Origin of the sequence: Streptomyces sp. NPDC058289 (assembly GCF_042880975.1) — a bacterium.
Classification (GTDB): domain Bacteria; phylum Actinomycetota; class Actinomycetes; order Streptomycetales; family Streptomycetaceae; genus Streptomyces; species Streptomyces stoeckheimensis.
The window spans coordinates 96868-116312 of the sequence record NZ_JBHVYI010000010.1 but is presented as its reverse complement, the minus strand read 5'-3'; the positions used below and the strand labels follow the sequence as shown (position 1 = coordinate 116312).

Annotated in this window: 22 protein-coding genes; 15 read left to right on the top strand and 7 right to left on the bottom strand. The window is 73.2% G+C overall.

Going from position 1 to position 19445, the window contains the following annotated elements:
- The first annotated feature begins 64 nt into the window (after positions 1 to 64).
- Both ACFVX6_RS07565 and ACFVX6_RS07560 read left to right on the top strand, forming a co-directional pair.
- A complete protein-coding gene (locus ACFVX6_RS07565; RefSeq protein ID WP_389688953.1) occupies positions 65 to 1531 on the top strand; it encodes an MFS transporter in 1467 nt (488 codons plus the stop codon).
- A gap of 31 nt (positions 1532 to 1562) precedes the next feature.
- The gene (locus ACFVX6_RS07560) at positions 1563 to 2312 is read left to right on the top strand and encodes a hypothetical protein (protein WP_389688952.1); all 750 of its coding nucleotides are present in this window, start codon (positions 1563 to 1565) and stop codon (positions 2310 to 2312) included.
- Positions 2313 to 2320: 8 nt separating this feature from the next.
- Here the strand turns inward: ACFVX6_RS07560 and ACFVX6_RS07555 are convergent, their stop codons facing one another.
- Positions 2321 to 2731 (bottom strand): PPOX class F420-dependent oxidoreductase, encoded by a 411-nt coding sequence (locus ACFVX6_RS07555; protein ID WP_389688950.1) that lies wholly within the window; start codon positions 2729 to 2731, stop codon positions 2321 to 2323.
- Between the two features lie 149 nt (positions 2732 to 2880).
- Between ACFVX6_RS07555 and ACFVX6_RS07550 the strand changes: the two genes are divergently transcribed.
- From ACFVX6_RS07550 to ACFVX6_RS07540, 3 genes are all read left to right on the top strand, one after another.
- Entirely contained in the window at positions 2881 to 3561 is a 681-nt protein-coding gene (locus ACFVX6_RS07550; protein ID WP_389689013.1) for an FMN-dependent NADH-azoreductase, read from the top strand.
- An 85-nt stretch (positions 3562 to 3646) separates the two neighbouring features.
- Positions 3647 to 4936, top strand: coding sequence for a DUF418 domain-containing protein (locus tag ACFVX6_RS07545; protein WP_389688948.1), 1290 nt, complete (start codon positions 3647 to 3649; stop codon positions 4934 to 4936).
- A gap of 25 nt (positions 4937 to 4961) precedes the next feature.
- The gene (locus ACFVX6_RS07540) at positions 4962 to 5351 is read left to right on the top strand and encodes a VOC family protein (protein ID WP_389688946.1); all 390 of its coding nucleotides are present in this window, start codon (positions 4962 to 4964) and stop codon (positions 5349 to 5351) included.
- Positions 5352 to 5372: 21 nt separating this feature from the next.
- Here the strand turns inward: ACFVX6_RS07540 and ACFVX6_RS07535 are convergent, their stop codons facing one another.
- Both ACFVX6_RS07535 and ACFVX6_RS07530 read right to left on the bottom strand, forming a co-directional pair.
- Positions 5373 to 5933, bottom strand: coding sequence for a GNAT family N-acetyltransferase (locus ACFVX6_RS07535; RefSeq protein ID WP_389688944.1), 561 nt, complete (start codon positions 5931 to 5933; stop codon positions 5373 to 5375).
- Complete coding sequence (locus ACFVX6_RS07530) at positions 5930 to 7144, bottom strand: DUF1266 domain-containing protein (protein ID WP_389688942.1); 1215 nt, start codon at positions 7142 to 7144, stop codon at positions 5930 to 5932. The genes ACFVX6_RS07535 and ACFVX6_RS07530 overlap by 4 nt, the downstream gene beginning before the upstream one ends.
- A gap of 65 nt (positions 7145 to 7209) precedes the next feature.
- Here ACFVX6_RS07530 and ACFVX6_RS07525 point away from each other — a divergent pair, with 65 nt between their 5' ends.
- From ACFVX6_RS07525 to ACFVX6_RS07500, 6 genes are all read left to right on the top strand, one after another.
- Positions 7210 to 7806 carry a GNAT family N-acetyltransferase gene (locus ACFVX6_RS07525; protein ID WP_389688940.1) on the top strand — a complete coding sequence of 199 codons (597 nt, stop codon included), beginning with the start codon at positions 7210 to 7212 and terminating at the stop codon, positions 7804 to 7806.
- Between the two features lie 171 nt (positions 7807 to 7977).
- Positions 7978 to 8895, top strand: coding sequence for a hypothetical protein (locus ACFVX6_RS07520; RefSeq protein WP_389688938.1), 918 nt, complete (start codon positions 7978 to 7980; stop codon positions 8893 to 8895).
- A gap of 279 nt (positions 8896 to 9174) precedes the next feature.
- Positions 9175 to 11154: a C1 family peptidase gene (locus ACFVX6_RS07515; protein WP_389688936.1), complete on the top strand. Its 1980-nt coding sequence runs from the start codon at positions 9175 to 9177 to the stop codon at positions 11152 to 11154.
- A gap of 30 nt (positions 11155 to 11184) precedes the next feature.
- On the top strand, positions 11185 to 11496 hold the full coding sequence (locus ACFVX6_RS07510) for a protease inhibitor I42 family protein (RefSeq protein ID WP_389688934.1): 312 nt from the start codon (positions 11185 to 11187) through the stop codon (positions 11494 to 11496).
- A gap of 100 nt (positions 11497 to 11596) precedes the next feature.
- Entirely contained in the window at positions 11597 to 12256 is a 660-nt protein-coding gene (locus ACFVX6_RS07505) for a GntR family transcriptional regulator (protein WP_389688932.1), read from the top strand.
- Positions 12253 to 13707 carry a nitrate/nitrite transporter gene (locus tag ACFVX6_RS07500; protein WP_389688930.1) on the top strand — a complete coding sequence of 485 codons (1455 nt, stop codon included), beginning with the start codon at positions 12253 to 12255 and terminating at the stop codon, positions 13705 to 13707. Before ACFVX6_RS07505 ends, ACFVX6_RS07500 begins: the two co-directional genes overlap by 4 nt.
- 221 nt (positions 13708 to 13928) lie before the next feature.
- Here ACFVX6_RS07500 and ACFVX6_RS07495 read toward each other — a convergent pair whose 3' ends face one another.
- Together ACFVX6_RS07495 and ACFVX6_RS07490 are read right to left on the bottom strand one after the other, a co-directional pair.
- Positions 13929 to 14654: a helix-turn-helix domain-containing protein gene (locus tag ACFVX6_RS07495; RefSeq protein WP_389688928.1), complete on the bottom strand. Its 726-nt coding sequence runs from the start codon at positions 14652 to 14654 to the stop codon at positions 13929 to 13931.
- Positions 14655 to 14694: 40 nt separating this feature from the next.
- Complete coding sequence (locus ACFVX6_RS07490; RefSeq protein WP_389688926.1) at positions 14695 to 15525, bottom strand: maleylpyruvate isomerase family mycothiol-dependent enzyme; 831 nt, start codon at positions 15523 to 15525, stop codon at positions 14695 to 14697.
- 172 nt (positions 15526 to 15697) lie between these two features.
- On the opposite strand from ACFVX6_RS07490, the gene ACFVX6_RS07485 reads away from it, so the two are divergent.
- Positions 15698 to 16477: a carbon-nitrogen family hydrolase gene (locus ACFVX6_RS07485; protein WP_389688924.1), complete on the top strand. Its 780-nt coding sequence runs from the start codon at positions 15698 to 15700 to the stop codon at positions 16475 to 16477.
- Positions 16478 to 16559: 82 nt separating this feature from the next.
- Complete coding sequence (locus ACFVX6_RS07480; protein WP_389688923.1) at positions 16560 to 16928, top strand: hypothetical protein; 369 nt, start codon at positions 16560 to 16562, stop codon at positions 16926 to 16928.
- 26 nt (positions 16929 to 16954) lie between these two features.
- On the opposite strand, the gene ACFVX6_RS07475 is transcribed toward ACFVX6_RS07480, so the two are convergent.
- Positions 16955 to 17458, bottom strand: a complete 504-nt coding sequence (locus ACFVX6_RS07475) for an LURP-one-related/scramblase family protein (RefSeq protein ID WP_389688922.1) — start codon at positions 17456 to 17458, stop codon at positions 16955 to 16957.
- 32 nt (positions 17459 to 17490) lie between these two features.
- Here ACFVX6_RS07475 and ACFVX6_RS07470 point away from each other — a divergent pair, with 32 nt between their 5' ends.
- Positions 17491 to 18291 carry a hypothetical protein gene (locus ACFVX6_RS07470; RefSeq protein ID WP_389688921.1) on the top strand — a complete coding sequence of 267 codons (801 nt, stop codon included), beginning with the start codon at positions 17491 to 17493 and terminating at the stop codon, positions 18289 to 18291.
- Between the two features lie 28 nt (positions 18292 to 18319).
- Complete coding sequence (locus ACFVX6_RS07465) at positions 18320 to 18841, top strand: DUF4240 domain-containing protein (protein ID WP_389688920.1); 522 nt, start codon at positions 18320 to 18322, stop codon at positions 18839 to 18841.
- Here ACFVX6_RS07465 and ACFVX6_RS07460 read toward each other — a convergent pair.
- Entirely contained in the window at positions 18838 to 19299 is a 462-nt protein-coding gene (locus tag ACFVX6_RS07460) for an SCO4225 family membrane protein (RefSeq protein WP_389688919.1), read from the bottom strand. The two genes, ACFVX6_RS07465 and ACFVX6_RS07460, sit on opposite strands and share 4 nt — an antisense overlap.
- Between the last annotated feature and the right edge of the window lie 146 nt (positions 19300 to 19445).

Here is a 19445-nt window from a genome sequence, read left to right as displayed (position 1 = left end):
GGGACCTGACGGACTTCCGCGCGGCCCGCGGCGGTGCACCTGGGCCGCTGCCAGACTTCGCGGCATGGACGACTTGCAGCAGGGTCCACCCGTCACGCCCGACAAGCGGGTGGCCTTCGCGACGCTCGCCGCGGTGCAGCTCCTGCTCAACGCATCCGTCTCGGTCGCCTTCGCCTCCGGACCGGCCGTGCAGCGGGAGCTCGTCCTGAGCCGTGGCGAGCTCATCCTCGTCAGCGCCTTCTACGGTCTGGCCTTCAGCGGGCTGCTCCTGCTCGGCGGACGGCTCACCGACCGGATCGGACGCCGTCGCCTGTTCACCCTGGGCACGGCCCTGTTCGGCGCGGCGTCCCTCGCCGCGGCGCTGGCCCCCGCCCCCTGGGTCCTGCTCGCCGCCCGCTTCCTGCAGGGCTGCGGGGCCGCGCTCGCCGCGCCTCCCGCGATGGCGCTGCTGCGCGGAGTCTTCCCCGAGGGCAGGGCCCGGGCCACGGCGCTGGCCGTCTGGGGGCTGCTGTCCAGCCTGGGCGCCGCGATCGGCATCATCCTCAGCGGGGCGCTCGTGACCTGGCTGTCGTGGCGGTGGACCTTCGGGCTGTTCGCGGCGGCGGCCGTGGCGGTGCTCGCGCTCACCCCCCGGGTGCTGCCGGCAGGGCCCGCTCCCGTACGGGTACCCGTGGACCTCCTCGGCGCGGTACTCGCCACCGTCGGCCTCTCCACGTTCGGCTACGGCCTCGTGATGGTCGGGCCGCAAGGCTGGGCCTCGGCGCAGGTCCTCGTACCGCTGGCCCTGGGAGCCGTACTCCTCACCGCCTTCGTCATCGCCCAGCAGCGCGTCCGCGCCCCCCTGCTGCCGCTGTCCTTCCTCGCCTCGCGGTACCGCGTGACCGCACTGGTCTGTGCGCTGCTCGGCCCGGCCATCGGCGCGAGCACAGCCTTCCTGCTGGCCCTCTACTTCCAGGAGGTACGCGGATACTCGGCGCTGCAGAACGCGTTGGCCTTCGTTCCCTACAGCGCGACGCTGCTCGGTGTCGCCTTCTTCGCAGGCCGGGTCGTCGCCCGTCACGGCGTGCGCACCGTGGCGGTGGCGGGACTGGCCGTCACGGCCTCCGGCCTCCTCCTCATCGGGAGCGTCGGGCTGCGCACGGGGTCGACGCCGACGGTGCTGCTGGGTCTGATCGTCCTGTCGGGGGGCATCGGCACCGTCATGTCCGCCGCGGTCGTGGGGGCCGTCGCCGGTGTCCCGGAGGAGCAGTCCGCACTCGCCGGAGCCGTGGTGAACACGGCCATCCTGGCCGGACCGACCGTCAGCCTCGCCCTGATCACCTCCGCGGCCGACGCCCGCACGGCCTCGCTGCTGGCCGTCGGCGACCCGGCGGCCGTGACGGGCGGCTACGCCTTCGGCTTCGAGGTGGCCGGAGCGGTCTTCCTGCCGGCTGTCTGCCTGGCCCTGTACGGACTCCGGGCCGCCCCGCGCCGGCCCGCCCCCGCGGCCTCGGAGGGCGAACACCGGGTGAACCGGGCTCCGGCCCGGTAGCCTCCCGGCCCAGGACAGGGGGTGGGGCAGGGTGTCTTTCGCCGAGTTGCAGGTGTGTGCGGTCGAGGCCGCCGATGTCACGGGCGGCGTCTGCGTGGTGCGGTGCATCGGCGGAGTGGCGCGGGCCGGGCAGGTGTACGCGGCCGGCGAGCTGCGGACCAGGCTGCGGGGGATCGAGCGGTACGGGCGCACGGTCGGGTCCTTCGACGCGGGGCACGTGGCGAAGGTGCACCTCACCGGACCGGCGGTCGCGCTGCTCGCCCGCGGGCAGGTGCTGACGTACGTGCCGCCGGCCGGGCACGCGCTGGCCGACCTGGAGGACTGGCTGGCCACCGGGCCGCCCTTGCTGGAGGAGCCGCATTCGGAGACTCTGCGGTCCCTGGCCACGTTCTGCATGCAGAACGAGGAGCTGCCCGACGGGGTGCGGCTGCGCTGGGCCCGGGTCGCGATGGCCGCCCTCGACCGGCTGGGCCGGCCGGAGGAACGGCCGTACGTGCACGCCTACTTGATCCGGTACCTCGGACCAGGCGAGGACGGGGACCCCGAGCGGGACCCCGCCGCCCTGTGCCGGGACGTGCTGGCCCGCTTCGAGCTGACCCCGGACCAGGCGGCGGCGCAGGCCCGGGTCTGGCGGGACCTGCCGCGCCCCGACATCCTCCGGCTGCGCCGCATCAAGAACCTGATCTCCTGTACGGAACCGGCCCGGTCGTACCTCGCGGAGACCGACCCCCTGGCGGCGGCGGTCGACGCCTGGACGGCGGTGCGGCCGGGGCTTCCGTAGGAAGGGGGTCAGCGCGCCGCGCTGCCGAGCACCTTGGCCGGGGTGAGTCGGATGACGACCCGTACGTCCTCGGCCGGGGCGTTCACATACTCCTCGCCCGCGCCGGGGCCCTCGTACTCCTCCGCGACGCGGACGGCGACGGCCCGGCCGATGTCCTCGGTGACGGTGGCGGTGCCGCGGATCTCGGCGTAGAGGGAGGAGTCGGCCAGGTCGAAGACCGTGAGGCCGATCCGGGCGTCCGCCACGATGTTGCGCTCCTTGCGGCGGCCGCGCTGGGTGGAGATCAGGATCTCGTCCCCGTCCCGGGTCACCCACACCACCGAACTCTGCGGACTGCCGTCGGGGTTGAGCGTGGCGAGCACGGCGGGGTGCGGAGCGTCGAGGAGCTTTCGTACGGTGTCGTTCAGCACAAGAGTCATGTGGGGAACGGTAATCGGGGTGGCCGACGGCTCGCCCTCGATTTCCCGCGGCCGCTCGGCGACTAGGGCAGGTCGGCCGGTGCGGGACGCCCGGTCAGCAGGTCTCCTCGCCCTTGAGCAGGCACTTCTCCGCCCACTCGCCCAGCTCCGTGAGCGCGGGCTTCAGTGCGGCGCCCCGCTCCGTTCTGCACCTGGACTCGTCCCTGAACCCCGCTGCCGGTTCCACCTCGCGTGCGGTGACCGCCGCGTTCCGCAAGGCCTGGGAGGAGCAGCACCCCGAGGGCACGGTCGTCTACCGCGACCTGGCGGCCGCACCCGTCCCGCACCTCGACGGCCTCGCCTGGTCCGCAGCCTTCGCCGACCCCTCCACCCACAGCCCCGAGCAGGCCGCGGCCTTCGCCGAGCGGCCGAAGCTGGTCGCGGAGCTGGAGCAGGCGGACGCCGTGCTGATCGGCGCCCCGATGTACAACTTCTCGATCCCCTCCACCCTGAAGGCCTGGCTGGACCAGGTCATCGTGATGGGCCGCACCGCGGGTCCCGAGTCGCCCCTCAAGGGCCTGCCGGTCACCGTCGTCGCCAGCCGCGGCGGCTCCTACGCGCCGGGCACCCCGCGCGAGGGCATGGAGTACGTGCAGAACCACCTGGCCGGCGTGCTGACCGAGATGTTCGGCGCCGAGGTCGACTTCATCGTCCCCGAGCTGACCCTGGCCACGTCCGTCCCGGCGATGGCCGGACTCGTCCCCCTCGCGGAGGCCTCGTACGCGCAGGCGCTCACGGACGCGGAGTCGAAGGGCAAGGCCTTCGCGGCGCAGATCGGTTCGGCCGCCTGAGCCCTGCGGCGGCCCTGACCCGCCGGGCTAACGTCACCCCAGGAGAAGGGCGCTCCACGCGCCCGCGACCACTTGGGGGGAAGCCGTGCCCGCAACGGCAGAGCACGCAGATGCAGGCCGCGCAGATGCAGGCCGCGCAGATGCAGACCGTGCAGATGCAGAGCACGCAGATACGGACCGGCCCGCACGGATACCGGAGGTCGACGCCCTGCGCGGCTTCGCCCTCCTGGGCATCCTGCTGGTCAACGCGCTGATGATGGCCGGTCCGTACGGCACCGGGGGGCCCCTCGATCCGGACGCCTCCTCCCTCGACCGGAGCGTCGAGGGGGTCGTACAGGCCCTGGCGGTCGGCAAGTTCTACTTGATGTTCTCGTTCCTCTTCGGCTACAGCTTCACCCTCCAGCAGGCCTCCGCCGCACACGCCGGCGCGAGCGCCGCTCCGCGGATGCTCCGCCGCTCGCTCGGCCTGCTCGTCCTGGGCGTCCTGCACGCCGTCCTGCTGTACACCGGCGACATCCTCATGACCTACGCACTGCTCGGTCTGATCCTGATCGCCGCACGGAATTGCTCGCCCCGAACGGCCCTGCGCGCGGCCCGGATCGTGTACGGATGCGCGAGCGCCTTCCTGCTCCTCCTGGGGCTGGCCTCGCTGCTCGTGTCGGACGCCGAGACGGCCCGAGCGGACAAGGAGCTCACCGCGGGCTTCGCCGCGATGGTCGCCGACTACCGCGGCGACGCGGCGTCCGTCGTGCGGGCCAACCTCGGGCAGCTGCCCGACGCGCTGCTCGCCGTACCGCTCATGGGCGGCTTCGTGCTGGCGGCCTTCCTGACCGGCCTGTACTGCGGCAAGCGGCGGCTCCTCGCCGACACCGGACGGCACGTGGCGCGGATGCGCCGCATCTGCGTGCTCGGCACCGCCGTGGGCCTGCCCGGCAGCCTCTTCATGGCCGCGACCGCCGCCGGCGGCGCGCTCGGTCCCCGGTGGACGCTCCTCGGCTCGGTCGTGGGCATGGTCACGGCCCCCGCCCTCACCGCCGCGTACGTCTGCGGCATGTTCCTCTTCATGAAGACGGCCCGGGGCGCGCGCACCGCGGTCCTGCTCGCCCCCGCCGGCCGGATGGCCCTGACGAACTACCTGAGCCAGTCCCTCGTCATGGCCCTCGCCTTCACCGCCTACGGCCTCGCCCTGTACGACCGCCTCGGCGCGACCGCCGTCGTACTCGGCGCGCTCGCCCTGTACGGGTCCCAACTCGCCCTCAGCAAGCACCTGATGTCCCGGTACCGGTACGGCCTGGTGGAATGGCTGCTCCGCGCGGTCACCCTCGCCCGGCTCCCGCGGAGCCGTGACGAGCACCACATCCCGGTGGCGTCCTGAGCGGTGATCGGCAAGGCTGGGGCTCATGGTTTCGGTAGTGCAGAACGTGGCGATCGACTGTGCGGATGCCTATGGGCTGGCCCGCTTCTGGAGCGACGTGACGGGCCGCCCGGTGGATCCGGACGCCAGACCGGGCGACCGGGAGACCCAGGTGCTGCCGGCAGAGGGTCCGGCGCTGTACTTCAACCAGGTGCCCGAGGCCAAGACGATCAAGAACCGGATCCACCTGTGCCTGCGCCCCGAGACCTCGCGCGAGCACGAGGTGGACCGGCTGTTGGGCCTCGGCGCCGTGCTGGTCGCCGATCGCCGGAATCCCGACGGCTCGGGCTGGGCCGTCCTGGCCGACCCCGAGGGCAACGAGTTCTGCGTCCTGCGCAGCGAGTCCGACAAGGCCGCCGTGCAATCCCGACCGTGAGCGCCGTCGACTTCGTCGACTTCAGCGCCGCAGATCGAGCAGCATCACGTCATGGAGGTCCGCGTCCGCGCCCCAGGGCCGCGCCTCGCCGATCTTGCGGTATCCCCACGCCCGGTAGGCGGCCGAGGCCGCCTCGCCCTCCGGGTGGACGTTCAGCAGCACCCGCTCGGTCCCGATGCCGTCGAGCAGCGTCGTGTGCAGCCGCCGGGCGACACCCTGACCGCGCCACGGTCCGCGCACGGCGAGTTCCATGAGCCCGAAGGTGCGGTGGCCGTCCTCGCGCCGCATGTCGGCGGACACGGGCTCGGTGAGTTCGTCCCACCACACCGTGTCGGGCGGGAGCGTCCAGCCGTAGGCCATGCCGACCGGCTCGCCCTCCGGGGTACGGGCCAAGGCCGCGCGGAAGCCGTGCTTGCGCGTCTGTACGGGGAACCGGCGGAAGGCGGCGGCGACGTCCTCCTCGGTCTCGCCGTACGGAGGCTCCGCGAACGCTTCGGCGTAGATCAGCCGGAACGCGTCCGCGGCCCTCAGCGCGGCGGCGCCGTCCATGTCCTCCATCGTGATGGTCCTTCGCTGCGTCATGTCTGCCAGGGGATGTTGCACCAGGGGCTCGCCGGGTCGGCGGTCAGGGTGAGGTGGGTGGCCAGCACGCCCGTGTACCACTCGCCGAACTCCTCCTCGTCGAAGTGCAGGCAGCGCCCCAGGGCGTAGCCGGCGGAGAACTCCTCCCACGAGCGGTACGTGGCCCTCGCCGCCTCCCCGGCGCGCAGCACGCCGTGCTCCGCGTCGGCCAGTGTTCCGTAGCGGGTGCCGAGGCCCCAGCGGGCCATCTGTGAGGCCCGGCCCTGGTCCCAGCCCTCCACGGAGCGGACCCAGCCGTCCCCGGGGAGCAGTCCGTCGGCGCGGAAACGCTGCTCGTAGCGGGCGATCCGGCCGATCAGCCGCTGTACGCCCGCCACTTCGCCCTCCACCTCGGCGGTGGGGCGGGGTGCGGCGACGGTGACCCCGTCGGGGGTGAGCTGCGGTTCGGCGGCCCGTTCGGCGCTGCGGCGCAGGGTCGTGGCGGCGGCGTGCCGCCAGTGCTCCACGTCCACGGGTCCGGCGAAGTCGGAGACGAGCACGCGGCGCACGCGCAGTGCGAACTCCCAGACGGGACTGACGAGCTCGGTGGCCAGCAGGCGGCGCAGCGTGTCGTGCCACTCGGCGGCGGTGGTGATTCCCCAGCCCGTGCGCAGCCGTTCGCGTTCGCGGGTGTAGCCGTTGCCGTGGTAGGCCAGCGCGTTCCAGAACTCCCCGTTGGAGACGGCCAGATGGGCTCCGACGGCGAGACCGTGCGCGACCGGCCCGTGCAGCGGGCCGCCGACGTGCAGGGAGTGCACGGCTCCCGGGGCGAGGCCCCAGACCGGGGCCGCGGCGTCCCAGTGGGTGCGCCAGCGGGCGAGGTCGGCGGGGGTGGTCGTGAGGTAGGCCTCGCTGGGGGAGCCGGGGTTCACCGCGAGGTGCGGCGGGTCGGTGGCGTCCCAGGCGTTCGCGAACCAGGCGAGGGACCTGGGCAGGTACACGGTGTGCGGGTCGGGGACGGGCAGCATCCCGCGGGTGTGGACGACGAGGCAGCGCCGGTCGGGGGTGGGGTGGAAGCGCGCCGACGTGGGCTCGGCGTCGACCTGCGCCCGGGACTGCGGCAGGAACAGCTCGCTCCGGGCGAGGGCGTCGAGGTACCCCGCCCAGTCCCCGCGCGCCTTGGCCTCGTACAGCTCGCGCTCGATGGAACTCGGCGCCGTCCACCCATCCATGTGATCAGCCTAACGGGGGCTGCGGGGGCCCTCGTGGCCCGGCTCGTCGGCCCTACTGTGGGGCCGTGACACCGTCCCGATTCCCGGAGTTCCGCCCCGGCGCCGCCTCCGGCGCGACCATCTCGACCCGCCGCCTGACCCTGCTTCCCCTGCGGGTCGAGCACGCCGAGGAGATGGCCGCCGTCCTGTCCGACCCGGATCTGTACGCCTTCATCGGTGGCGAGCCCCCCACCGTGGCGGCCCTGCGGGCCCGCTACGAGCGGCTGGCCGCGGGCTCCCCGGATCCCGGCGTCTGCTGGCGGAACTGGGTGATCCGGCTCGACGAGGAGGACTGCCTGACCGGGACGGTCCAGGCGACCGTCACCGGGGACGTCGCCGAGATCGCCTGGGTCGTCGGCACGCCCTGGCAGCGGCGCGGCATCGCCCACGAGGCGACCTCGGCGATGAAGGGTTGGCTCTTCCTGTCCAAGGTGCGCACGGTCGTCGCGCACATCCACCCCGACCACGCGGCGTCCGCCGCGGTCGCCGAAGGGGTCGGTCTCGAACCCACCGACCGGTGGCAGGACGGCGAGGTCAGGTGGGAGGGACCCCCATCAGGAAACCCTTCTGACGGGGGGTCGCCCGAGGGTGACGGTGTACGCGCAGGTCACGGGCGTACGTAGGCCGGTTGCGCGGCGTGTCCGCCCGGGCGGTGCGGGGGCCCGGGTTGCGGGGCCTGACGGGGTGTCGGTGAGTGGGCTGGGACACGTCCCATGTCGTGTCCCACGTAACGCCCCACGTCACGTAACGCCCCGGCACGTCCCATGCCGCGGCTCCTCGACAGGAGAGATCCGTTGCACCGCATCACGCGCTACACCGTCCCCGCCGCCCTCTGCCTGACCCTGCTGACCGCGTCCCCCGGTCTGGCGTCGGCGTCCGCGCAGTCGCCCGCGAAGCCGCAGGCCGCCGCGGTCTTCGCTGCCGCGCCGACCGGGAAGGCCATTCCGGGCACCGAGGCCCTGCTCGCGCAGGTGCAGTCGCTGGGTGGTGTCGGCGGGCTGCTGAAACCCGTCACCGATCTGCTGGCCGCGGTCCTGAAGTCCCCCGACGGCAAGATCCCGGAGGCGGACCTGGCCGCCTTCAAGGAGAAGATCGACGCGGCGATCGCGGACCTGAAGAAGAGCCTCCCCGCCGCCCCGGCCCTGCCCGTACCGCTCCCGCCGGTGGACGCCCCCAACCTCCCGGTCGACCCGCCGAAGCTCCCGGTGGAGGCCCCGAAGCTGCCGGTGGAGGCTCCGGCACTGCCGGTCGAGGCCCCGAAGCTCCCGGTCGAGGCCCCGAAGCTGCCGGTCGACGCCCCGGCACTGCCGGTGGAGGCCCCGAAGCTCCCGGTGGAGGCCCCGGCACTGCCCGTTGAGGCTCCGAAGCTGCCCGTCGAGGCCCCGAAGCTGCCGGTAGCGGCTCCGGCGCTGCCCGTGGACGCCCCGAAGCTTCCCGTGGCGCTCCCCGCCGCCGCCCACAAGGCCAAGCCGACCATCGGCCCGCTCGACCTGGCCACCGGTGCCATCGACAAGCTCAAGGCCTCCGTCGACGGGCTCACCAAGGCCGCCGGTCCCTGCGGCTGCTCCACCGACGCCAAGGCCAAGGCCACCGATGTGGTGACCGACCTGGTCGCCGCCCTCATCGCCCTCCTGACCGGCCTCGGCCTCCCGGGCCTCCCCCCGCTCCCGATCCCCGCCCCGCCCCTCCCGGTCCCGCTCCCCGTCCAGTAGCGGCGGCTCTCCACCCGGCCCCGGCGCTGCCCACCCCCACGGGGCAGCGCCCCGCCGGCTGCTCGCGGCCGACCGCGCCCGGGCCCCGGCCCGGTGTTCCCGGTACGCCCCCCGCCTGCCACGGTCGAGCAGTGGCACGCCCCGCCCCGGGGCTCCCGTTCCGAAAGCGGCCAGCGCCCCCGCGTGCCGCCGCGCGACCGTACGGACCCCCTTGACTGGGCTTCCGCGCAGGTGGACGCTCCCGGGGCTCGGATCCGTACGGTGCGTTGGGGGGCCGGAATGCCGGAGCAGTCGGAGGGGCGTGTCCAGACGGCGGGGGAGCTGCGGGCCCTGCTCGCGGCGTGCGGGGCGCGGTGGTCCGTGAGCGAGCACCTTGCCGACGGGGATCCCGTGCCGAGGCCCGCCCTGGGCCTGGGCACGAGCACGGCGGCGGCCGTGGACCTGACTCCCGCCGAGGCCGCGCCGCCGGTGGACCTGCGGAGCCTCGTGGGCCGGGTCAGCGGCAATCCGCACCTCACCCGGCGCAGGAGGGCGCACGGACTGCTCCCGGGCGCGGACACGGACACCGGCACCGGCACCGGCACGGCCGCGGGCCCAGCCACGGCCGCGCCCACGGCCACGGGAACCGGGGCCCCCGCCAGGCCGTCCGCCGTGGACTGGCGGAGCCGGTGGGGCCGGCCCTGGCTCACCAAGGTGAAGGACCAGAACCCGTGCAGCTCCTGCTGGGCGTTCGGGGCGGCCGGCCTGGTGGAGTCGATGGCCCGCATCGAGCACCACGTATGGGCCGAGCGGTCCGAGGGGGACGTGCACGACGGGCTGAAGGCCCGCTGCGGACAGACGGGCAGCCCCGAGGCCGCCCTCGATTGGATCCGGACCAACGGCGGACTCGCGGACCCGGGCTGCTGGCCGTACTCGCCGCCGCCGCCCGGAACCCCCGTCGACCGCCGGGAGGCCTGGCGGGCCGAGTACACCCCGAGCTGGGACCGTTCCGGGCGGACCGTCCGCATCACCGGGTACGTCCGGCTCGGCGACGTGGAGCAGCAGAAGGCCTGGCTGGACACGGTGGGCCCGCTGACCGCCTGCTTCGACGTGTACGAGGACTTCTTCGGGCTGGGCTCCGGCGTCTACCACCGCACCAGCGACCGGCTGGCGGGCGGTCACTGCGTCCTGATCACCGGCTACGACGACGCGGCCGGCTGCTGGCTGTTCAAGAACTCCTGGGGGACCGGCTACCACGTGGGCGGCTACGGCCGGATCGCGTACGGCGAGGTGCGCATCGACGACTGGGCGAAGTGCGGGCTCCAGGACACCAACATCGACCCGTGGAGCAAGCGCCGCCTGCACACCGGCAACGTCTACGAGAGCGGCAACGGCCGTGCCCACCGCAACTTCGAGATGGCGGCCCTAGGCGGAGCAGGTGACGGCTCGCTCCGCCACTGGTGGCGCGAGGGCGACGCCCCCTACGCCTGGAACCACGCCCAGAGCTTCGCCTCCGACGCCTCGGGCCAGCCCGCCTTCACGGGGACCACGTACAACCGGAACATGGAGTCGCTGCACGTCACCACCGGCGGCCGGCTGCGCCACTGGTACTACGAGCACTTCGGCGGCGCCTGGCGCGACGGCGGCGCCTTCGGCCCAGGCGATGCGGCGGTCGGTTCGACCCCGGCCTTCATCCAGAGCGACTACGGGGCGCCCGGCAACTTCGAGGTGGTCGTCCGCACCGCCGACGGCCGCCTGGGCCACTGGTGGCGGATCAACGGCGCCCCCTGGACCTGGAACGACGGCGGCCGCTTCGCCTCCGGCATCGCCCACTTCGGCCCGGCCCTGGTCCAGACCCGCTCCCGCCACCTCGACCTGGTCGCCACCCGCACCGACGGCCGGATGCAGCTGTGGTGGCGCGACGACCCGAACGGGTTCGTGTGGCGCCCCGGCGAGATCTTCGGCTCCGGCATCACCTCCGCGCCCTGCCTGATCGAGGCGCAGTACGGGGCGGCCGACGAGGACACCGCCGGGAACTACGAGCTGTGCGTGACGGGCCCGGGCGGCCGGGTCGAGCACTGGTGGCGCGGCAACGCGGGCGGCGCCGCCTGGCAGCGCTCCGCCGTCTTCGGCCACGACGTGCTGGCGGTCACCGGGATGCTCCAGGGCAGTTTCGGGTTCAACCTGGAGGTGATCGTCCTGCGCACCGACCGCGTGCTCCAGCACTACTGGCGCGACGGCGCCGGCTGGCACGAGGGGGCGGCGATCGGCCCGGCCTAGTCTCCGCAGATCCGTAGGAGAGGAGTCCGCGTGGAGGTGCGCGAGGTGGTGCTCGCGCCCGGTGAGCCGTACGAGCTGCGGCTCACCGGGCGAGGTGCGCGCGGCTACGTCTGGACCTGGCGGGTGACGGGCGACGCGGACGCCGTCGCGGTGGCGGAGGAGCCGCCGGCCGCCACTGCGGAGCCGCCGATGCCGCCGCTGCCCGGGGCGACGGTGGAGCGGGTGTACGTCGTACGGGGGCGGGTGGCGGGCCGGGCCAGGATCCGCTTCGCGCAGGTCCGGCCGCCGTATCCGGAGGAGGCCGCGTACGACGAGTTCGTGCTGGACGTCATCGTGCGCTGAGTGTGGCGAGCTCGGTGAGCGCGGTCAGCGCGGTGAGCGGTGAAGGTCCGCATCGTGGACACCCCCCGGCTTGCACCCCTGTTGTATCTATGCTGTGCGCATGCCACCCGCCCGTACCGCCGGTACCACCTTGACCGCTGCCGAACGCGTCTACCGACACGTCAAGCAGGCCGTGCTCGACCGCCGCTACGAGGGCGGGGTGCTGCTGACCGAAGGCGAGCTCGCGGTCGCCGTCGGGGTCTCGCGCACACCGGTCCGCGAGGCGCTGCTGCGGCTGGAGACCGAGGGACTGCTGAAGCTGTACCCGAAGAAGGGCGCCCTCGTCCTCGCCGTCTCCGCCCAGGAGATCGCCGACGTGATCGAAACCCGGCTGCTGGTGGAGGAGTTCACGGTCCGCCGGGCCGTGCCCGCCCCGGCCGGGCTGCTGGAACGGCTCGCGGAACTGGTCGAGGAGCAGCGCCGGCTCGGTGACGCCGGCGAGCTCGGGGCGATGATGGCCGCCGACCGGGCCTTCCACGCGGAGATCGTGCGCAGCGCCGGCAACCAGATCCTCTGCCGCCTCTACGACCAACTGCGCGACCGCCAGCTCCGCATGGGCGTAGCCCTGCTGCACGCACACCCCGAGCGGGTGGAGCGGACGCTGGCCGAGCACCGGGAGATCCTGGACGCCCTGCGCGCGGGCGACGCCGACACGGCCGCCGCGGCCGTACGGGCCCACGTGAGCCGGGTCGGGGAACTGGTGCGGGGGTCCGCCCGATGAGCTCCACGAGCTCCGCGTCCGCCGCCCCGGCCGTCCCCGCGGCCTCCGTCTTCAAGGACCCGCCGGGCGGCCGCAAGGCGGTGCTCGTCTGGTCCATCGGCGTCGCCGTCTACTTCGTGGCGGTCATCTTCCGCACCAGCCTCGGCGTGGCCGGGCTGGAGGCCGCCGACCGCTTCCACGTGAACGCCTCGGCGCTGTCCACCTTCTCCCTGCTCCAGCTCCTGGTCTACGCGGGCATGCAGATACCCGTCGGCCTGATGGTGGACCGGCTCGGCACCAAGAAGGTGCTCACCCTCGGCGCCGTGCTCTTCACCGCCGGCCAGATCGGCTTCGCGCTCTCCCCCTCCTACGGGATGGCCCTGGCCGCCCGCGCCCTGCTGGGCTGCGGGGACGCCATGACCTTCATCTCCGTGCTGCGGCTCGGCACCCGCTGGTTCCCGGCCCGCCGGGGCCCGCTGATGGCGCAGCTGGCCGGCCTGGTCGGGATGGCCGGCAACCTGATCTCCACGCTGGTGCTGGCTCCCGTGCTGCACGGGGTCGGCTGGGTACCGGCGTTCGCGGGCAGCGCGGTGGCGGGGCTGGTCGTCCTGGTCCCGCTCGTGCTGTTCCTGCGCGACCACCCGGAGGGCCACGAGCCCGCGCCGCACGAGGCCACCGGGGCAGGGGGCTTCGTACGGCGCCAGATCGCCGACTCCTGGAAGGAGCCCGGCACCAAGCTCGGTCTGTGGGTGCACTTCACGACGCAGTTCCCGGCGATGGTGTTCCTGCTGCTGTGGGGCATGCCCTTCCTCGTCGAGGCCCAGGGGCTCTCGCGGACCACCGCGGGCGGGCTGCTCACGCTGGTGGTCGCCTCGAACATGGCGCTCGGCCTGGTCTACGGCCAGATCGTCGGCCGCCGGCAGTCCTCACGGATCCCGCTCGCCCTGGGCACGGTCGCCCTGACCGCGCTGCTGTGGGGCTCGGTCCTGGCCTACCCCGGGGACCACGCGCCGATGTGGCTGCTGATCGCGCTCTGCCTGGTGCTGGGCACGTGCGGGCCGGCGTCGATGATCGGCTTCGACTTCGCCCGCCCCGCCAACCCGGCGGAACGTCAGGGCACCGCCTCCGGAATCACCAACATGGGCGGTTTCATCGCCTCGATGACGACCCTGCTGGTGGTGGGCCTGCTGCTCGACGCGACCGGAGACAACTACCGCATCGCGTTCTCGTCGGTCTTCGTCCTGGAACTCCTGGGCATCGCCCAGATCCTGCGCCTGCGCGGCCGCGCCCTGGCCCGCGAACGCGAGCGGGTGGGCGGCGCGGGCGCGGGCGGAGGAGCCCAGGTCCCGCCGGTGGCACTCCCCTCGCAGTCGGTGCCTCCGCCGGCCCCGGTTCCGGCCGCCACCGCCGTGGCGGCCGCCGGGGCCGGCACCCCCGTCGGCACCCCTGCCGACCCGCGGCCGGCCCGGTGACGTCCGGTGCCGGCCCGGCATGCGCGTAGACCCCCGCACCGAGGAGGACGGGCCGGGGCGGGACAGACCCCCGTCCTTTCCCACCTGTCCTTCCGTCGACTCCGCGGAGTCGGGTTCCGGCCAACGCGTGCCGAGCCTATGAGGGCTCCGCGCGGCCGCGTGTGCACTGCGCGCAGGGACCGTTGACAATCCGCGCAACGGGCCCGACGGAGGCCTAGGCCCTAGACCGTGCTCCCGGCCGCAGCCTCCGCCCCTGGCTCCGTCTCCGCCCCCGCCACCGCCGCGCGGCGGAACTCGCTGGGGCTGGCCCCGTACGTCTCGCGGAACAGGCGGCTGAACACGGACGCGTTGGTGAATCCCCAGCGCAGGGCCACGGTGTGGACGGGAACGGTGAGCTGCCCGGCATCGGCGAGGTCCTCGCGGCAGCGCTCCAGCCGGCGCCGGCGGATCGCCGCCGCCACGCTCTCCCCGCGCTCCCGGAAGAGGAGCTGGAGGCGGCGCAGCGAGAGGCTGTGCCGGGCGGCGACCACGGACGGGCTCAGCTCGGGATCGCCGAGGTTGTGCCCGATGAAGCCGTCGATCCGCGCCAACAACGCCCGGGTCCGGCTCTCCTCGGACAGCTCCTCCTCGGCGCCGACCCGGCCCGCGAGGCAGGCGCCGGCCAGGTCGAGGGCGACGGAGCCCAGCTGTTCCAGCTCGGCGGGCGTGCACTCCTCCCCGTGCGCGGCCAGGGAGCGCATGTACTGCGCGAGGATCGCCCCCATCCCCCGGTCGGCGGGGATCCGCTCGGCGAGCACCCGGTCCACCCGGTCCGCCCGCAGCGGGAGCGCCGTGCGGGGGAGCGAGAGGATCACGGCCCGGACCGGCTCCGTGCCCGGAACGGCCGACTCGAAGGGGCGCGAGGTGTCGAACCGGTCCGCTGCCGGTACGGCAGCGGACGAAATCACCGACCACACCAAGGCTTCTCCGACCTACGGGGTCACGGAGTCACGGAGTCACGGAGAAGTGGGCCAGGATGGCCTCGGCCAGCGCCGGGTCACCCTCCACCTTCACCCGGTCGGCGACGGTGTGCGGACGCACCCGGCCGGCCGCGAGGCGTACGTACGTCTCCCAGTCCAGGGTCAGCGTCACCGCGGGCCCCAGCGAGGGGGCCTTGTCGATGGTGCCGCGGCCCTCCGCGTCGACCCGTACGGTCCGCATGAACTCCAGCGCGCCGTGCACGTCGATGACGACGGCCGAGTTCGCCGGAGCGCCCGCCTTCTTCGCGACCACCTTCGGCAGCCCGGCCAGCAGGAGGTCCCGGGCCACGTAGGCCCCCGGCGAGTCCCAGTTCCCCGGTACGCCCAGGGCCGCCCGCAGGTCCTGCTCGTGGATCCACACGTCGAACGCGCGCAGCCGGAGCGAGTGCTCCAGGGTGGCCGGCTCGCCCAGCGGGCCGCGGATCATCGTGTCCGGTTCCCGCTTCTCGTTCCGCAGCTGCCGGGAGCGGCGGATGATCGTGTACTCCAGCTCGGAGGTCATCTCGGGCGCGGTGTGGTGCCGCCGCACGTCGACCTGCACCTCCATGTACCGGGAGAACTCGTCGACCACGTGCCGCAGGTCCCGCGGCAGGGTGTGGATCGGCCGCGGGTCGCCCAACTGCTCGCACTCGATCCCGATGACGTGGGACACGACATCGCGCACGGACCAGTTCGGGCAGGGCGTCGCCCGGCTCCACTCGCCTTCCGTCAACGGAAGGACCAGCTCGGATATCGCCTCGATGGAGTGGGTCCACGCGTCGGCATAGGGCTGAAGGCTGGGATGCGGATGGACGGTCAACGGGACCCCTCGCGTGCTGTTCATTGGCCTGTTGGCGCGTTAGGCGCATTGGCGCGTTCTGGAAGCTTGTGCAATGGCTTCAAAACTACGCTGCCGGTGAGCACCCCGGCAGTGCTTTCGTGTGACGATCGTAGGCCCGAGTTGACGGCTTGAAAGCCAGGACGGTGGTACTGTGCGCGCTTCCCTGATCCAAATCGCGGTGAATGAGGGGGAGTCGGTGGATTCCCGCCGCTCCCGGGCCGCTGACCTCGTACGCGAACAGTCCGGGTCGGACCTCGTCGTCCTGCCCGAGCTGTGGACCGTGGGCGCCTTCGCCTACGAGCAGTTCGAGACAGAGGCCGAGCCGCTGGACGGCCCGACCTACGGGGCCATGGCCGCGGCCGCCCGCGACGCCGGGGTCTGGCTGCACGCCGGTTCCTTCGTGGAGCGCGCGGGCGACGGCTCGCTCTACAACACCGCGCTCGTCCTCTCCCCGACGGGCGAGCTCGCCGCCACGTACCGCAAGATCCACCGCTTCGGCTTCGACCAGGGCGAGGCCGTCCTGATGTCCGCGGGCGAGTCCCTGACCACGGTCGCCCTGCCGGAACAGACCCTCGGCCTGGCCACCTGCTACGACCTGCGCTTCCCTGAGCTGTTCCGCGGACTGGTCGACGCCGGGGCGACGACGCTGGTCGTCTCCGCGGGCTGGCCGGCCCGCCGCCGGGGCCACTGGACGCTGCTGAACCGGGCCCGTGCCGTCGAGGACCAGTCGTACGTCCTCGCGTGCGGGACGGCCGGCACCAACGGGGGCGTGGAGCAGGCCGGCCACAGCCTGGTCGTGGACCCGTGGGGCGAGGTCCTCGCGGAGGCGGGCCCGGGGGAGGAGATCCTGACGGTGGAGCTCGACCCCAAGAAGGTCGCCGAGACCCGAGAGCAGTTCCCGGCCCTGAAGGACCGCCGTCTCGGCCTCTGAGCCCGTCGAAGGGCCCGCAGCACGTGCGTGCTTCACTCCCCCGGAACCACCGCGGGACGAGGACACGGACGGGGTGCGGGCCATGACGGACGTAAAGGCGGACGCGGGACCGCCAGGCGCGGGACCGGCGTACGCGGGGCCGGTGATGGCAGGGGCCGAGCAGTCGGGGCCGGTGGAATCTGAGCCGGTGGAATCGGGGCCGGTGGAACGGATCCACTGGCTCCAGCGCTCGATGGCCGGCCCCGCCACCCTCCTCATGGCCGCCATGACGGCCTTCTTCGCGACGTCCCCGCTCGGCATGGTCCTGCTCCTCCCTCTCGGCGCCATCGCCTGGACCCTCTTCGTCCGGGAGCGCGATGCGTTCCGGACCCTGTGCGCCCTGCGCAAGGCCCTGACGGCCATCCCCGGCGCCGGCCCGCTCGAGGACTGCGGCACCGGCGACCGCGACTGACCGGGCTGCTCGTCGACTGACCGGGGCTACTCGTCGCCCGGGCCCTCCCGCTCCTTCTCCGCCATCCGGATCACGCACACCGCGACGGCGATCAGCAGCGAGGCGTCGGTGTCCTCGCGGACCACGTCGACGGCGTACGTCTCGCGGACCCGGTACCACTGGCGGGAGATCAGCGCGAGCAGCTCCCCGTCGTACTCGACCTTGAACTCCCGGTCCAGGATCCGCCCGCTGACATCGAGCTCGGTGCCCTCGTTGAGCGTGACCAGGTAGTGGTTGCGCAGCAGCGAGAGCCGCTTCTTCCGGATCACCGCGAGCCGCCGCTCGTCGCGCTCCAGCGTCATCGCGTCGCGCAGGGCGAAGAGCTTCTCCCGCAGCGTGATGAGGATCCGCCCGTCGGGGTCCTTCAGCTCCAGGGTGTCCCGGAACCGCAGGGCCTTCCCGTCGACGAGGAAGGCGTGCCGGCCGTCCTCGTCCTCGATCCAGTAGTCGTCCCCGATGGCCAGCATTTTGTCCCGTACCAGGTATTTCACGCCCTCATCGCTGCCCGCGATAGGTTCCGGTCATGCCACTCCTCTATGTGACCGACCTGGCGTATCCGGCGCGCGGCCGCCGCTACGGCGACGAGGACGTCTTCCTCACCGCACGCCTGCGCGAGCACTTCCCCCTCGCCCTGTGCCATCCCCTGGACGCGGAGGCCCTCCTCCCGGCCTTCGACACCGTGGTCGTCCGCAACAGCGGCCCGGTCCTCCACCACCAGGAGGCCTACGACTCCTTCCGCGCGGCCGCCCTCGCCGCCGGCACCCGGGTCTACAACCCCCTGACGGGCCGGGGCGACATGGCGGGCAAGCAGTACCTGGTGGACCTGACCGCCTCCGGCCACCCGGTCATCCCCACGATCGACGACCCGGCGCACTTGTCCCTCCTCCCCGCGTCCCCCACCTACGCGGTGAAGCCGAAGCAGGGAGCGGACTCGATAGGCCTCGCCTTCACCCCGCACCCGGACTGCGCCCCGGGGGAGTTCCTGATCCAGCCGCGCATCGACTTCGCGTACGAGGTGTCCTTCTACTTCGTGGACGACACCTTCCAGTACGCCCTCTACGCCCCCGACCCGGCCCGCCGCTGGGAGCTGATCCCCTACGACCCGACCCCCGCGGACCTGTCCTTCGCCCGCACCTTCATCGACTGGAACACCCTCACCCACGGCATCCAGCGCGTGGACGCCTGCCGCGCCCCCTCGGGCGACCTCCTCCTGGTGGAGCTGGAGGACCTCAACCCGTACCTCTCCCTGGACCTCCTCCCGCCCGAGGTCCAGAACACCTTCGTCACCTCCCTGGTCCGCTCCCTCCACAGCTTCGGAGCCTGATGTCAGACCCGGGTGCGAGCCTCGGGCCATGGACACGCAGACGTTCTGGAAGCTGATCGAAACGGCCCGCGCGCAGGCGGAGCCGGACCAGGTGGCGCGGCGGGCGGCGGCGCTGCTCGCCGAGCACCCCGCGGCGGAAGTGGCCGCGGCCCAGCAGGTGTTGTGGGACCTCCTGGCGGAGTCCTACCGGGCCCCGCTCTGGGCCGCGGCCTACCTGATCAACGGCGGCTGCTCGGACGACGGCTTCGACTACTTCCGCGGCTGGCTCCTCACCCAGGGCGAAGCCACCTTCACCGCCGCCCTGACGGACCCGGACTCCCTGGCGGCCCACCCCCGGGTCCGCGCGGCGGCGGCCGGAGGCGAGTACATGGAGGACGAGAGGGCCCTGTCCATAGCCTGGACCGCCTACGAGTCCGCCACGGGCAAGCAGCTCCCGTCGGGCTCCTTCACGATCACGTACCCGTCCCTGGACCCGTCCTGGGACTTCGACTTCGACGACCGCGCGGAGCTCGCCCGCCGTCTCCCGCGGCTGACCGCCCTCTTTGCCTAGAGGTGTGCGCCCCCGGCATCGCGCCGACGCGCCACGTAGCGGAGCAGGGCCCAGATCGCCGCGGCGTTGACGAGGGCGCCGACCAGGACCGCGCCGTAGAGGCCGAACTCGGACCACATGTCGAACTTGGAGTCCATGGACATGTCCGGTGCCACCCAGTCCGAGGGGCGCGGGGCGGACTCCGGTACGAACTCCGTGGGGAGCGGCTCGGGAGGCGGCTGCGAGCCTTCGTAGATCGGCCCCTCGACCGGGGCCGACTCGTCCAGGGCGTCCGCCGCGGGTCCGAAGCTGCTCAGCAGCAGGAGGCTGACCGGCGCGGTGAGAAGGATCGGCAAGGCGGCGAACATCCCGATGTCACCGGTCCGGCTGCCGATCGCGACGTAGACCAGCATCGCGACCACCAGCGCCAGGTATCCACCGGGCACCCACATCTCGGGCTTGGACCAGCGCCGCACCATGACGTTCCTCGTTTCCCGTTCTGCGTTCTGCTTCGTTCGTTCTGCAGTCAGTGTCGAAGCTGCCGCGGCCCGCCACCTGAGTACGCCTACTCATCCTGCGCTGCCCTGCGTACCTGGTCAGAACCGTGCAGGGGGTGGGTGCCGGG